Raw genomic sequence first — 14,082 nt, 5'->3', positions numbered from 1 at the left:
CCGTTTTCGCCTTGTCTCGCCTTAGCTCGCGAGATCGTAAACAAGCTCTGAGAGCCTGTTCAAAGTCTGCCGCGCTTCGGCGATACGGCGTTGAACAGGTGCCGGAGCCGCGCCCCAAAAACAAACCCGCGCCGGCAAAGCGGGCGCGGGTGAGGGCGGTGGCTCAGCCTATCGTCAGTCCCACTGCAAAGCGCCCTTCTTCCATTCATAGATGAAGCCGACGACCAGCACGCCCAGGAACACCGCCATCGCGCCCAGGCCGAAGCCGCCCAACTCCTTCAGCGTCACCGCCCAGGGAATCATGAAAGCGACTTCCAGATCGAAGAGGATGAACAGGATGGCCACCAGGTAGTAGCGGACGTCGAAGCGCATGCGCGCGTCTTCGAAGGCCTCGAAGCCGCACTCGTACGGCGACAGCTTTTCCGGATCCGGCCGGTTTGGCCCCAGCAACTTGCCCATCAGCAGCGGCACCACGCCCACCAGCAGTCCGACGACGATGAATAACAGGATGGGAAAGTAATTCTGCAGCATGGGGCCTACTCCTCCGGATGGTTTGGAAAATGAGATAGACCTCCGCCAAGCGCCAAGTTTGCACCTTGAGGGAAATATACCGTTGGAAAGCGAGCTGTCATGACGACCAGGCGCGGGAGGCGCTTGCGCGGATATCGGTTACACTGGCCTTTACCGCCCGCCCGGCCACCCCGAACGGCGCGGCTCCCGGCCCCGCCTCCGATCGGACGCTCCCGCCTTCGCCGCCATGCGGCAACCTGCCCGCTACCCGCGGCCAGGCAAACATACCGCCGCTTCGCCGGACACCTCGCTCACAACTCATATCAAGCTTCGGCGCTGCGGACCGCTCTTTACCCGACCCATGACAACACAGGGCCGCCGACGCCTGCGCGGCCCGCCAGACCAAAGGTCTTGTCCATGCATCATGCTCTGCAAACTTTATTGGACCGGGTCCGCCTGCGCGACCCGGAACAGTTCGAATTCCATCAGGCGGCGGCGGAAGTGCTGCACAGCCTGGACGATTTCCTCAGCCGTCATCCGCACCACTTCGACCATGGCCTGCTGGAACGGCTGCTGGAGCCGGAGCGCGTCATTCTGTTCCGCGTGTCCTGGGTGGACGATCACGGCCGCGTTCAGATCAACCGCGGCTACCGGGTGCAGATGAGCAGCGCGCTGGGGCCGTACAAGGGCGGTCTGCGCTTTCATCCCTCGGTGACGCTGGGCACGCTGAAATTCCTGGCTTTCGAACAAACCTTCAAGAACGCCTTGACCGGCCTGCCGCTGGGCGGCGCCAAGGGCGGCGCGGACTTCGACCCCAAGGGCAAGAGCGAGGGCGAGGTGATGCGTTTTTGCCAGGCTTTCGCCAGCGAGCTGTTCCGCCACATCGGCGCCGAGACCGATGTGCCGGCCGGCGACATCGGCGTCGGCGCGCGCGAAATCGGCTATCTGTTCGGGCAGCACAAGCGACTGAGCAATCAGTTTTCCGGCGTCTTCACCGGCAAAGGCCCCAGCTACGGCGGCAGCCTGATGCGGCCGGAGGCCACCGGCTACGGCTTGGCGTATTTCGTCGAACGCATGCTGGCCACGCGCGGGCAGACGCTGGCCGGCAAACGCGCGGCCTTGTCCGGCTCCGGCAACGTCGCGCTGTACGCGGCGGAAAAGCTGCTGGCGCTGGGCGTCCGGGTGGTCAGCCTGTCGGATTCGGAAGGCGCGCTCAGCCTGCCGGACGGCCTGAGCCCGGACTTGCTGGCGGCCTTGATCGAGCATAAGCATCAGCGCCGCGGCCGGCTGGCCGCCTTCGCCGCCGACCACGGCCTGGACTTTCTCGTTGGGCAGCGGCCATGGGGCCTGCGCTGCGACATCGCCCTGCCCTGCGCCACGCAAAACGAGCTGGACGCCGACGACGCGGAGGCCTTGCTGGCCAACGGCTGCTGCTGCGTGGCGGAAGGCGCCAATATGCCTTGCACCACCCAGGCGGCGCAGCGCTTCCAGCGGGCCGGCGCGCTGTACGCGCCCGGCAAGGCGTCCAACGCCGGCGGCGTGGCGGTGTCCGGCCTGGAAATGAGCCAGAACGCCACCCACCTGCCCTGGAGCGCTCAGGAGGTGGACGCCCGGCTGCGCCGGATCATGGAGGAGATTCACGAGGCCTGCGTGCGGCATGGCGGCCAGCCGGACGGCGCGGTCGACTACGCCCGCGGCGCCAATGTGGCGGCCTTCGGCAAGGTGGCCGCGGCGATGCTGGCGCAAGGCGTGATCTGAGCCGACGCCAAGAAAAAGCCCCGCCGGAAGGCGGGGCTATGCAGCATTGAATGGAACACGTTTTTAGAACCTGTTTACGATCTGCTGCGCGTCGGCGATACGGCGTTGAAACCATCTTCGAAATGCTCATGTACCACGTGTACATTCCGCTTTCTCAGCCGTTTTCGCCTTGTCTCGCCTTAGCTCGCGAGATCGTAAATACGTTCTTAGAACAGCTGGTCTTTGACGTTCTCCACCGCATCCTGAGCAGCCGGCTTGTCCGGCGTCTCGCTGGCGCCGCCGCTGGCGTCGCCGCCTGCGCCCGGCACCGCGCCGTGGTTGTCCACTTTCAGCTCCGGATTGGTCTTCTGGAACTCTTCGTAGTAATACTCGTCGCCGCCGCGCTGGCCGGCGCCGGCCTTGACCACGAGGCCTTCCGGCACCGGCATGTCTACTTCCGGCTGGCCCTTGAGCGCGTTGGCCATGTAGTTGATCCATACCGGCAGCGCCGCGGTGCCGCCGTAGCCGTAACGGCCCAGCGAGCGCGGCTGATCGAAGCCCACCCAGGCCGCGGCCACCAGATTGGGGTTGTAGCCGACGAACCAGGCGTCCTTCCAATCCGAGGTGGTGCCGGTCTTGCCGGCCAGATCGGTGCGGCCCAGGCTCATCGCGCGGTAGCCGGTGCCGTAGCGCACCACGTCCTTGAGCATGGAGCTCATGATGAAGGCGTTGCGCGGGTCTATCGCCTGCGGCGCGTTCTGACCGGCGACGGTGGGCACGGTCTTGGCCAGCACGCGGCCGGACTGGTCTTCGATGCGGTCGATGAAATAGCCTTTGCTGCGGTAACCGCCGTTGGCGAACACCGAGTAGCCCTCCACCATTTGCAGCGGCGTCACCGCGCCGGCGCCCAGCGCCATGGTCAGATAGGCCGGATGCTGCTTGGCGGCGAAGCCGAAACGCTGGATGTACTGCTGGGCGTAATCGGTGCCGGTGGCCATCAGCACCCGCACCGACACCAGGTTTTTGGACTGGGTCAGGCCGGTGCGCATGGTGATCATGCCGGCGAATTTGCCGTTGTCGTTCTTGGGCTCCCAGCGCTGACCGTCCGCGCCCACCACCGACAGCGGCGCGTCGTTGATCATAGTCGACGGCGTCAGGCCGCGCTCGATGCCGGCGGAGTAGATGAAGGGCTTGAAGGTGGAACCGGGCTGACGCCAGGCCTGGGTCACATGGTTGAAGCTGCGACGGTTGAAGTCGAAGCCGCCCACCAGCGCGCGGATCGCGCCGCTGCGGGTGTCCATGGACACGAAGGCGCCTTCCACTTCCGGCATCTGCACGATTTCCCAATAGCCTTTTTCATGCGCGCGGATGCGGATCACCGAACCGCGGCGGATCTGCTGCGCGGCGCTGACCTTGCCACCCAGCGCGCGGCGCGCGAAGTCCAGGCCGTTGCCCTTGATCACCGCCACCTTGCCGCCGCGCATATAGGCGCGCACTTCCGACGGACTGGCGGACAGCACGATGGCCGGCAGCATGTCGCCGCTGTCGCGCAGTTCGCTGATGGCGTCGTCCAGCGCTTCGGTCTGCTGCTCGCCTTCGACGCCGGACAGTTCCACCGTGCTTTCCGGGCCGCGATAGCCCATTTTGCGGTCGTAATCCACCAGGCCGGCGCGCAGGGCGTCGTACGCCCATTTCTGATGGCGGCTGTCCAGGGTGGTGTAGACCTTGAAGCCTTCGGTATACGCCGATTCGCGGTAGCGCTCGTACATCGCCTGGCGCACCATTTCCGCCACATACTGCGCCGGCTGGCTGCTGCTGTCGGCGCTCTGGCTGGCCAGCTTCATCGGCTCGGCCAAGGCGGCGTCGTATTGCTCCTGGGTGATGAAATTAAGCTCGCGCATCCGGCGCAACACGTATTGCTGACGCAGACGGGCGCGGTCCGGATTGACGATGGGGTTGTAGGCGGACGGAGCCTTGGGCAGGCCGGCCAGCATCGCCATTTCCGCCACGGACAGATCCGCCAGCGGCTTGCCGTAATAGGCCTGGGCCGCGGCGGAGAAGCCGTAGGCGCGCTGGCCCAGATAGATCTGGTTGAAGTACAGCTCCAGGATCTGGTCCTTGCTCAGCGTGTGTTCGATCTTGAAGGCCAGCAGCGCTTCGTTGAACTTGCGGGTAAAGGTTTTCTCGCTGGACAGGAAGAAGTTCTTGGCCACCTGCATGGTGATGGTGCTGGCGCCGGAACGGGCGTGTCCGGACACCAAATTGCCGACCGCGGCGCGCACCACGCCGACGTAATCGACGCCGCTGTGCTGGTAGAAACGTTCGTCTTCGGCCGCCATCACCGCCTGTTTCATCAGCTGCGGCACTTCGTGGATGCGGGAGAAGGAACGACGCTCTTCGCCGAATTCGCCTATCAGTTGATTGTCGGCGGAATATACGCGAAGGGGAATTTTCGGACGATAGTCCGTCAGTACATCAAGACTCGGCAAGCGCGGGTAGGTTATGATGATTGCAATGGCGCCTGCGCCAGCAACCAATACGGCTCCACCTAGAAACAGACCTGCAAGTATTGCAAGGATTCGTCTTAGCATATTTACAATGGGCTTTCACTGGAAACCGGATTATAACGTCTTGTGAAAGCACGCAAGACAAACAATGGCAGCGACAGGCCAAAAAACTGTCGCATAGGACCAATCGAGGCACCTGATGCTCATCGACAAACTCAAAGCCGCCCCTCCCTGGCTAGAACAACTTGGATTGGCTAAGGCTAAAAATGTTCCAATGTTGGGACTGGATATCAGCAGCACCGCCGTCAAACTGGTGGAGCTTTCACGCTCGGGGAAAAACTGCCAGGTCGAACGCTATGTGATCGAAGCCTTGCCCAAGGACGCGATCAGCGACGGCAATCTGGTGGATATCGAGGGCATCGCGGAAACCCTGCGCCGCGCCTGGAAACGGCTGGGCAGCCCCACCCGCCACGTCGCCATCGCCATCCCCACGGCGATGGCGATTTACAAGAAGCTGCTGGTGCCGGTCAGCCAGACCGACAACCTGGCGGAATTGATCGAATCCGAAGCCAATCAGAGCATTCCCTTCCCGCTGGAAGAGGTGAATCTGGACCATCAGGTGCTGGGACCGGCGCCGTCCAGCATCGACGATCTGGAAGTGCTGCTCTGCGCCGCCCGCAAAGAGAAGGTGGAGGAGCGCGTGGCGGTGGTGGAGATGGCCGGCCTGCGCGCTCAGGTGGTGGACGTCGAATCCTTCGCCATGATGACGGCCTTCGAGCAGGTCGAACAGCAATTGCCGGAACAGGGCATGAACCAGACCTTCGCCCTGTTCGACATCGGCGCCACCCGCATCCACTGCAACGTCATCCGCAACAACCAGCAAGTCTATTATCGCGAACAAGTGTTCGGCGGCCAGCAACTGACGCGCGACATCCAGCGCCGCTACGGCATCAGCTATGAAGAGGCGGAAAGCGGCAAACGCGGGATGAGCCTGCCGGACGGCTATGAATCCGAACTGATGCATCCCTTCGTCGACTCTCTGGCCCAGGAGATACAGCGCGCGCTGCAGTTCTTCTACACCACGGTCAGCGTGTCGCAATACCTGCGCGTCGACTACATCCTGCTGGCCGGCGGCTGCAGCATGCTGCCGGGCCTGGACGACGCGGTGGCCGGCCGCACCCAGATCAGCACCATGATCGCCAATCCGTTCAGCACCATGGTGCAGTCCAGCCACATCCGCCTCAAGGAATTGCTGATGGACGCGCCGGCCTTGCTGGTGGCCTGCGGCCTGGCCATGCGGAGGTTCGACTGATGATACGCATCAACCTCCTCCCCCACCGCGAACAGAAAAAAGCCGCGCACCGGCTGCGCTTCCAGGTGATGCTGGGCCTAACGCTGGTGGCTTCGCTGGCCCTGGTGGTGCTCAGCTATCTGATCATCGGCGGCCGCCTATCCCATCAGCAGCAGCGCAATGATTTCCTGCAGGGCGAAATCGCCAAGCTGGACAACCAGATCAAGAATATCGGCACCTTGAAGAAGCAGCGCGACGATCTGCTGTCGCGCAAACAGCTGGTGGAACGGCTGGAACAGGGCCGCAACGAAGGCGTGCACGTCTTCGACCAACTGGTGCGCCAAACCCCGGACGGCGTCTATCTGAGAAGCTTCAAGCAGGCCGGCAACCAGTTCACGCTGTCCGGCTACGCTTTGTCCGGCGCGCGGGTCTCCAACTATATGCGCAGCCTGGCCCAATCCAACGTCTTTGACGCGCCGGTGCTGGTCGAAGTGAAGGCCTCCAACATCAACGGCCAGCGCGCCAACGAATTCACCCTGAACTGCAGCCTGCGCGAAGCCGCCCCGCCCAAAGCCGGCAAGCCCGCCGCCGCACCCGGAGCCAAGCCATGACGCTGGACGAATTGCGCACGCTGGACCCCAAGGACATCACCAACTGGCCGTTGCAAGGCCAGGCCATCGCGCTGGCGCTGCTGGTCGCCTGTTTCGTCGGCCTCGGTTATTTCTTCGTGCTCAGCGAGGAACTGGACCGCCTCAACGCCGCCAAGCAACAGGAAGAGCAGCTCAAGCAGACTTATGTCGACAAGAAGCGCCAGGCGGTCAACCTGGACGCGCTGCAACAGCAGTTGAAGGAAATCGACGCCTCCTTCGGCGCCCTGCTCAAGCAGCTGCCGACCAAGTCGAACATGGACACGCTGTTGACCGAGATCAACCAGGCCGGCATCGGCCGCGGGCTACAGTTCGAGCTGTTCCGGCCCAACCCGGAAATCAAGACGGCCGAGATGGCGGAAGTGCCGATCACCATTCGCCTGACCGGCAGCTATAACGACCTGGCCGCCTTCGTCAGCGATGTGGCGCAGCTGTCCCGCATCGTCACCATAGCCGACATCAGCCTGACGCCGGATCCCAAGGGCGCGCGCCTGACCATGGACGCCACCGCCAAGACTTTCCGCGCGCTGGAGCCCGAGGAGCGGACCGCGCAGGCGGCCCCTCCCAACAAGTGAGCCGCACAGCCCATGACAAGAACTCTCGCTTGCTTACTGCCCTTGCTGCTTGCCGCCTGCGGCAGCGGCGACACCGACGATCTGCGCCAGTGGATGCAAACCAGCACCCAGGGCCTGCGCGGCCAGATCGAACCGCTGCCCCAGGCGCAGTCCTACCAGCCGTTCGCCTACCAGGCCTTCGACTTGCTCGACCCCTTCAACGCGCAGAAGCTCGCCGCGGCCAAGAATCAGAACCTGGCGAACGCGCCGGATATGAAACGGCCGCGCGAGGCGCTGGAAAACTACGATCTGGACAAGTTGAAGATTGTCGGCGTTATCCGCCGCGGCGGCGCCAACTACGGCCTGGTGCGCACGCCCGAAGGCTCGATTTACCGCGTTCAGGCCGGCAATTTCGTCGGCCCCAATTTCGGCCAGATCAAGAAAGTCGGCGACACGGACATCCAGTTGACTGAGACCGTGGAAGATTTGAACGGAGAATGGGTGCAGCGCAACACCAGCATGTACCTGGACGAACAAGGGCAAAACAAATGAGCAAGCACTCCATCAAACTGTTGTCGGGGCTGGGCCTGTCCCTGCTGTTCGGTTTCGCCTACGCCGGTCCGGCGATCACCGCGATCCAGCTGGCCAACGGCGACGGCGACCAGCAGGTGCTGCAGGTCAGCTTTGACGGCCCCGCCGTCCAGCCCAACAGCTTCGCCATCGCCAACCCGCCGCGCATCGCCTTCGACTTCGCCGGCGCCAGCGTCAAGCTGGCCAAGCCGCAGCAGGACTTCGGCGGCCCGCTGGTCAAATCCGCGGTGGCGGTGGAGGCCAACGGCCGCTCCCGGCTGGTGCTGAGCCTGAGCCGCAACGCGCTGTACAGCAGCAGCGTGTCCGGCAACACGCTGCGGGTTACGCTGAACCCGAATCTCGGCAGCGCCGCCCAGGCCGCCACGCCGGTGGAGCGCCCCGCCGCCAGCGCGCAAAGCGCCACGCGCCCAAGCCCGGTCCAGATCGCCGGCGCCCAGCCGCTGGCGCTGGACTTCCGCCGCGGCAAGAACGGCGAAGGCCGGGTGGAGATCAAACTGCCGTCCGCCAACACCCCGGTCGACATCCGCCGCGAAGGCAAGCAATTGCTGGTGGACGTGCTGGGCACTCAGCTGGACAGGCAGAACCAGCGCCGGCTGGACGTTGCCGACTTCGGCACCCCGGTATCCAAGATCGACGCCCGCAACCAGGGCGGCAACAGCCGCATCCAGATTCAGCCGCAGGGAGACTGGGACTTCTCCTCCTACCAGACCGACGGGCAGCTGGTCGTTGAAATCCGCCGGCCGGCGCCGGAGTCCGCGGCCAGCGCCGACGCCAACCAGAAACCGCAGTACAAGGGCGACAAGCTGTCGCTGAACTTCCAGAACATCGAAGTGCGCACCGTCCTGCAGGTGATCGCCGAATTCACCGGCCTCAACATCGTCACCAGCGATTCCGTCAACGGCAATATCACGCTGCGGCTGAAAGACGTGCCCTGGGACCAGGCGCTGGACCTGATCCTGCAGACCAAGGGCCTGGACCAGCGCCGCGCCGGCAACATCATCCAGATCGCGCCGCGCGAAGAACTGCTGGCGCGCGACAAGCAGGTGCAGGAGGCCAGGCAGCAACTGGCCACGCTGGAGCCGGTGCGCTCGGAAACCTTCGTGCTGCGCTACCGCTCGGCGGAGGACTTCAAGAAGGTGCTGGACGGCACGAACACCACGGGTAAGAAGGAAAGCATCCTGACCGAGCGCGGCAGCGCGCTGATCGATCCCAAGACCAATACCCTGATCATCAACGACACCGGCAGCACCATAGACAAGATCCGCGACATCATCGGCAAGACCGATGTGCCGGTGAAACAGGTGCTGATCGAGGCGCGCATCGTCGAGGCCACCGACAACTGGAGCCGCAACCTGGGCGTCAAGCTGTCCTATGACCGCGTCGGCAGCACCGGCATCATTTCCGGCGGCGGCTTGACCAACGCCATCACCAACGCCAATGGCCGCCTGGGCATCGTGGGTAATGCCACTCAAGCACCCTATGCCATTTCCCCCGGCGTCAACCTGCCGATCACCAACCCGGCAGGCTCGCTGACCGCGCTCTATAGCGTGGGCAAATCCGCCATCATCGGCCTGGAATTGCAGGCGCTGCAGACCGAGAACAAAGGCCGGGTGATTTCCAGCCCGCGCATCATGACTGCGGACCGGCAGGAAGCCACCATCGAACAGGGCACCGAGATTCCCTACCAGGAAGCCTCGTCCAGCGGCGCCACCTCCACCTCGTTCAAGAAGGCGGTGCTCAGCCTGAACGTCAAGCCGCAGATCACGCCGGACAATCACGTGATGCTGGACATCAAGGTGAACAAGGACAGCGTCAGCCCCACCTTAAGCGTGGGCGGCACCCCGGCGCTGGACACCAAGAAGGTCAACACCCAGGTGCTGGTGGAGAACGGCGGCACGGTGGTGATTGGCGGCATCTACCAGCAGCAGATCAGCGATGTCGTCAATAAAGTGCCGCTGCTCGGCGACATTCCGGTGCTGGGCGCGCTGTTCCGCAGCTCGCAAAAGTACGATAACCGCACCGAGTTGCTGGTCTTCATCACGCCGCGCGTGGTGGAAGACCTGAGCGGCAATAATCAATAAAACCCTCGGCTGCGCAGCACCCCCGGCGCTGCTGCAACGCCGAAAGACAGCGCGGCCAAGCTCGGCTACAATGCCTGCCATGGAGAAACCGGCAGGCAATTTTTTTCTGGTCGGCTTGATGGGCGCGGGCAAGACCACGGTAGGCCGAGCTTTGGCGCGGCGCACCGACAAAACCTTTTACGACTCTGACCACGAGATTGAGGCCAGGACCGGCGTACGCGTCGCGACCATCTTCGATATCGAAGGCGAGTTGCGCTTCCGCGACCGGGAAACCTCGGTCATCGCCGACCTCGCCCGCCTGGACAACATCGTGCTGGCCACCGGCGGCGGCGCCATCATCCGTCCGCAAAACCGCGCCTGCCTGGCGGCGCACGGCACCGTCATCTATCTGCGCGCCACGATAGACGATTTGCTGGCCCGCACTCTGCACGACAAGAACCGTCCCCTGCTGCAGATCGCCGACCCCAGGGCCAAGCTGGAAAGCCTGTTCCAGGAGCGAGACCCCTTATATCGCGAGGTGGCCGACATCGTCGTCGACACCACGCAGCAGAATGTCAGCCTGCTGGTTGCCCGCCTGATGGAGCAATTGGCCGGCCTCCCCCCCAAACACCGTCCCGAACAAGGAAGCTGATTGTGATTACCCTCGACCTGATCCTGCCCGACACCCGTTACCCGATTCACATTGGCCGGGACTTGCTGGAACAGGTCGAGTTGCTGCTTCCCCATCTGCCCCTGCCCAAGGTCGCCATCGTCAGCAACGAGACCGTGGCGCCGCTGTATCTGGCCCGGCTACAACAGGCGCTGGCCAAACACCGGATTGACTCCTTCAGCGTCGTCTTGCCGGATGGCGAGCGGCACAAGGACTGGAACACGCTCAACCTGATTTTCGACGCGCTGCTGTCGCGCAACGCCGAACGCAAGACCACCCTGATCGCGCTGGGTGGCGGCGTCATCGGCGACATGACCGGCTTCGCCGCCGCCTGCTATCAACGCGGCGCGCCCTTCATCCAGATCCCCACCACCTTGCTGGCGCAGGTCGACTCCTCGGTCGGCGGCAAGACCGCGATCAACCATCCGCAGGGCAAGAACATGATAGGCGCGTTCTACCAGCCCAAGGCGGTGATCGCCGATATGTCGCTGCTGGATACGCTGCCGGAACGCGAGCTGTCCGCCGGCCTCGCCGAGGTGATCAAGTACGGCCTGCTGGGCGACGCCGCCTTCCTCGGCTGGCTGGAGGACAATATGCCGCGCCTGCGCGCGCGCGATCCCGACGCGCTGCAACACGCGGTCAAGCGCAGCTGCGAGATGAAGGCGGACATCGTCGGCCAGGATGAAAAAGAGCACGGCGTGCGCGCGCTGCTCAACCTGGGCCACACCTTCGGCCACGCCATCGAGGCCGGCCTGGGCTACGGCGTCTGGCTGCATGGCGAAGCCATAGGCGCCGGCATGGTGCTAGCCGCCGCCGCGTCCGCCGAATTGGGCTGGCTGTCCGCCGCCGACGTCGAACGCGTGCGCAGCCTGGTGGCCGCCGCCGGCCTGCCGGTCAAGAGCCCGCAGATGCCGCTGGCGCGCTGGCTGGAGCTGATGAGCCACGACAAGAAGGTGGAAGCCGGCACCATCCGGTTCGTACTATTGCAACGACTGGGCCAAGCCGCTATTCAGGCCGGCCTGCCCTCTGCGATACTCGAGAAAATACTGAACAACAATAGTTAGCGTTCAAACGGCATCGGTACAGATTCAATAAGGATTTCTACGGATTGCCGCTTGCGCCGCTTCATCAGAATAATGAATCTACTGGAGATGGAGAAGGCCGGCAGGGACACCCCGCGCAAAGCTTGAAGCCAGAGCGCACAATGTCGGGGAGCCGCCGGCGAGGCCAAGTCGTTGCAAAGCGGAAGGGGAGAAGCCACATGGTAGCGTTGAGCGCGTTTGCCGCCAGTTTTGGACTGATGGCGGGATATTACGCCCTGCGATTCTTATGGAAGAAAGTACGTTACACCAAGCCGTGCCAACGCGGCATCGATCCGGTGGGCGAGGCGGAGGTTTTTCTCGCCTACGGCCGCACCCGCGACGCGGTGCGGGTGCTGAAAGATTCGCTGCGAGACAATCCGGACGATCTGCCGGCCAAGGTCACCTTGTTGCGGGCCTATTCCAGCGAATGCAATCGCGAAGCCTATTGCTCGCTGGCGCGCGACGTTCAATCCCAAGTGCAAGGCCAGCCGGTCTGGCACACCATTCAGGAAAACGGTCGTCGGCTGGCGCCGCAAGATCCGCTGTTCGAAATCAAACTCTGACGTCTTAGCTTGCGAGTCGTAAACGCGTTCTGAGTCCTCGATGCAGTCAAGCCGGCCATGGCTTCCGCCCTGGCCGGCTTGATTTCGTCGCAGCCTCCGCTCAATCCGCGGCGGCGTCCTCGTCCTTGAACTGCAGGCTGTGCAGCTTGGCGTAGAGCCCGTCGCGCGCGAGCAACTGAGCGTGCGAGCCCTCTTCTGCGATCTCGCCCTGATGCATCACCACGATGCGGTCGGCGTTCTCTATCGTCGACAGCCGATGGGCGATCACAATGGTGGTACGGTTCTTCATCAGGTTTTCCAGCGCGCTCTGCACCAGCCGTTCGGACTGGGTGTCCAGCGCCGAAGTCGCCTCGTCCAGAATCAGCAAGGGCGCGTTCTTCAACAAAGCGCGGGCAATCGCCAGCCGCTGACGCTGTCCGCCGGACAGACGCACGCCGTTTTCGCCGATCAGGGTGTCGAACCCTTCCGGCATCGCCTCGATGAACTCCAGCGCATTGGCCGCGCGCGCGGCCTCCACCACCGCCTCGCGACTGAACGAGGCTTCGCCGTAGGCGATATTGGCCGCTACGCTGTCGTTGAACAGCACCACGTCCTGGCTGACCATGGCGATATGCCGGCGTAGATCGCTCAAGGGCATGTCCTGCAGGCGCACATCGTCCAGACGGATCTCGCCGCCGTCCGGATCGTAAAACCGCGGAATCAGGCTGACCAAGGTGGTTTTGCCGCTGCCGGACGAGCCCACCAGGGCGACGGTCTCGCCGGGATGGACCTGCAGATTGATGTCGCGCAGCACCTGCCGCTCCGCCGTCGGATAGCGGAAGTTCACTCCCGAGAGCTGCAGCTTGCCGTGCGTGCGCGGCAAGGCGGTGCGGCCGTGATCGGGCTCTTCCGGCAGATCGAGAAAATCGAAGACCGACTCCGCCGCCGCCAAGCCGCGTTGCATCGCCTGGGCAATGCCGGTGATGCGCTTGACCGGCGCGAACAACAACATCATCGCGGTCAGAAAGGACATGAAATCGCCGGCGGTGAAAGCGCCGCTCTGGGCGCGCAGCGTGGCGAAATACAGGATGGCGGCCAGCGCGCAGGCAATCATCAACTGCGTGATGCCGGTGTTGGCGGACGTGGCCGCGCTCTGCTTGACCGCGTTGCGGCGGATGGCCGCCGCCGCCTGCTGAAAACGCTCACTCTCGCGCGCTTCGCCGCCATAGACCTTGATCACGCGCTGACAGCTGATGCCCTCGCCCAGCACCTGGGTCAACATGGCCATATTCTGCTGGTTCTCGCGCGATAGATTGCGCAGGCGCTTGCCCACCACCCGCATGCACAGGGACACAATCGGCAGCACCAGCAAGCAGATCAAGGTCAGTTGCCAGTCTATATACAGCAGCCAGGCCAGCAGGCTGACCGCGGTGACGCCGTCCTTGACCGTGACCGTGATCACGCTGAAGCCGGCTTCGGTCACCTGGTTGACGTCGTAGGAAATCCGCGACACCAGACGGCCGGACTGGTTGTCGGCATAGTATTGCACCGGCAGACGCAGCATCTTGGCGAACATCTGTTCGCGCAGCGTCTGCACCAAGTGGCCGGTCAACCAGCTGGAGGTGTATTCATTGATAAAGCTGGTGACGCCGCGCACCGCGAACACGCCGATGATGGCCAAGGGCACCCAGGCGATCGCATGCGGATCACGGTTGACGAAACCGCTGTCGATCAAGGGCTTCATCAGGCGGGCGAAGGCCGGCTCGGTCAAGGCCGCCACCGTCATCGACACCAGCGAGATCAGGAAGACCTTCCAGTAACGGCCCAAATATCCCAGCAAACGGCGATAAATCGCCCAGTTGCTTTGCAAAGAATTCTTCATTCGTTCCTA

Annotated in this window: 12 protein-coding genes; 9 read left to right on the top strand and 3 right to left on the bottom strand. The window is 63.6% G+C overall.

Annotated elements, in window-relative coordinates; translation table 11 throughout:
- Positions 1-174 precede the first annotated feature (174 nt).
- Positions 175-531, bottom strand: a complete 357-nt coding sequence (locus ACODSD_RS01910) for an NADH-quinone oxidoreductase subunit A (protein WP_019103334.1) — start codon at positions 529-531, stop codon at positions 175-177.
- Between the two features lie 396 nt (positions 532-927).
- Between ACODSD_RS01910 and gdhA the strand changes: the two genes are divergently transcribed.
- On the top strand, positions 928-2,268 hold the full coding sequence (gene gdhA, locus ACODSD_RS01905) for an NADP-specific glutamate dehydrogenase (RefSeq protein WP_488876666.1): 1,341 nt from the start codon (positions 928-930) through the stop codon (positions 2,266-2,268).
- Positions 2,269-2,474: 206 nt separating this feature from the next.
- Here the strand turns inward: gdhA and ACODSD_RS01900 are convergent, their stop codons facing one another.
- A complete protein-coding gene (locus tag ACODSD_RS01900) occupies positions 2,475-4,838 on the bottom strand; it encodes a penicillin-binding protein 1A (protein WP_107800721.1) in 2,364 nt (787 codons plus the stop codon).
- Between the two features lie 190 nt (positions 4,839-5,028).
- On the opposite strand from ACODSD_RS01900, the gene ACODSD_RS01895 reads away from it, so the two are divergent.
- From ACODSD_RS01895 to ACODSD_RS01860, 8 genes are all read left to right on the top strand, one after another.
- Positions 5,029-6,066 (top strand): pilus assembly protein PilM, encoded by a 1,038-nt coding sequence (locus ACODSD_RS01895; protein ID WP_227105261.1) that lies wholly within the window; start codon positions 5,029-5,031, stop codon positions 6,064-6,066.
- Entirely contained in the window at positions 6,066-6,656 is a 591-nt protein-coding gene (locus ACODSD_RS01890; RefSeq protein ID WP_488876665.1) for a PilN domain-containing protein, read from the top strand. The genes ACODSD_RS01895 and ACODSD_RS01890 overlap by 1 nt, the downstream gene beginning before the upstream one ends.
- Positions 6,653-7,267 (top strand): type IV pilus inner membrane component PilO, encoded by a 615-nt coding sequence (locus ACODSD_RS01885; RefSeq protein ID WP_235086254.1) that lies wholly within the window; start codon positions 6,653-6,655, stop codon positions 7,265-7,267. Before ACODSD_RS01890 ends, ACODSD_RS01885 begins: the two co-directional genes overlap by 4 nt.
- Before the next feature lie 12 nt (positions 7,268-7,279).
- On the top strand, positions 7,280-7,798 hold the full coding sequence (locus tag ACODSD_RS01880) for a pilus assembly protein PilP (protein WP_107800725.1): 519 nt from the start codon (positions 7,280-7,282) through the stop codon (positions 7,796-7,798).
- Positions 7,795-9,918: a type IV pilus secretin PilQ gene (locus ACODSD_RS01875; protein ID WP_488876664.1), complete on the top strand. Its 2,124-nt coding sequence runs from the start codon at positions 7,795-7,797 to the stop codon at positions 9,916-9,918. Before ACODSD_RS01880 ends, ACODSD_RS01875 begins: the two co-directional genes overlap by 4 nt.
- Positions 9,919-9,988: 70 nt before the next feature.
- The gene (gene aroK / locus ACODSD_RS01870) at positions 9,989-10,549 is read left to right on the top strand and encodes a shikimate kinase AroK (protein ID WP_227105266.1); all 561 of its coding nucleotides are present in this window, start codon (positions 9,989-9,991) and stop codon (positions 10,547-10,549) included.
- Between the two features lie 2 nt (positions 10,550-10,551).
- A complete protein-coding gene (gene aroB / locus ACODSD_RS01865) occupies positions 10,552-11,631 on the top strand; it encodes a 3-dehydroquinate synthase (RefSeq protein WP_488876663.1) in 1,080 nt (359 codons plus the stop codon).
- Positions 11,632-11,828: 197 nt separating this feature from the next.
- Positions 11,829-12,212, top strand: coding sequence for a type IV pilus assembly protein FimV (locus ACODSD_RS01860; protein ID WP_227105271.1), 384 nt, complete (start codon positions 11,829-11,831; stop codon positions 12,210-12,212).
- A gap of 100 nt (positions 12,213-12,312) precedes the next feature.
- Here ACODSD_RS01860 and msbA read toward each other — a convergent pair whose 3' ends face one another.
- Entirely contained in the window at positions 12,313-14,073 is a 1,761-nt protein-coding gene (msbA, locus tag ACODSD_RS01855; protein WP_488876662.1) for a lipid A export permease/ATP-binding protein MsbA, read from the bottom strand.
- Between the last annotated feature and the right edge of the window lie 9 nt (positions 14,074-14,082).

The organism is Chromobacterium sp. FG22, assembly GCF_057809415.1.
The sequence above is the reverse complement of the archived record's forward strand: the minus strand, read 5'-3'. Positions and strand labels throughout refer to the sequence as shown.

Excerpts from the sequence above, each read along its gene's own strand:
- aroK (WP_227105266.1), top strand. The coding sequence starts at position 9,989 with ATGCCTGCCATGGAGAAACCGGCAGGCAATTTTTTTCTGGTCGGCTTG.
- ACODSD_RS01875 (WP_488876664.1), top strand. The coding sequence starts at position 7,795 with ATGAGCAAGCACTCCATCAAACTGTTGTCGGGGCTGGGCCTGTCCCTG.
- ACODSD_RS01900 (WP_107800721.1), bottom strand. The coding sequence starts at position 4,838 with ATGCTAAGACGAATCCTTGCAATACTTGCAGGTCTGTTTCTAGGTGGA.
- ACODSD_RS01890 (WP_488876665.1), top strand. The coding sequence starts at position 6,066 with ATGATACGCATCAACCTCCTCCCCCACCGCGAACAGAAAAAAGCCGCG.
- ACODSD_RS01910 (WP_019103334.1), bottom strand. The coding sequence starts at position 531 with ATGCTGCAGAATTACTTTCCCATCCTGTTATTCATCGTCGTCGGACTG.
- ACODSD_RS01885 (WP_235086254.1), top strand. The coding sequence starts at position 6,653 with ATGACGCTGGACGAATTGCGCACGCTGGACCCCAAGGACATCACCAAC.
- ACODSD_RS01880 (WP_107800725.1), top strand. The coding sequence starts at position 7,280 with ATGACAAGAACTCTCGCTTGCTTACTGCCCTTGCTGCTTGCCGCCTGC.
- msbA (WP_488876662.1), bottom strand. The coding sequence starts at position 14,073 with ATGAAGAATTCTTTGCAAAGCAACTGGGCGATTTATCGCCGTTTGCTG.
- ACODSD_RS01860 (WP_227105271.1), top strand. The coding sequence starts at position 11,829 with ATGGTAGCGTTGAGCGCGTTTGCCGCCAGTTTTGGACTGATGGCGGGA.
- ACODSD_RS01895 (WP_227105261.1), top strand. The coding sequence starts at position 5,029 with ATGTTGGGACTGGATATCAGCAGCACCGCCGTCAAACTGGTGGAGCTT.
- gdhA (WP_488876666.1), top strand. The coding sequence starts at position 928 with ATGCATCATGCTCTGCAAACTTTATTGGACCGGGTCCGCCTGCGCGAC.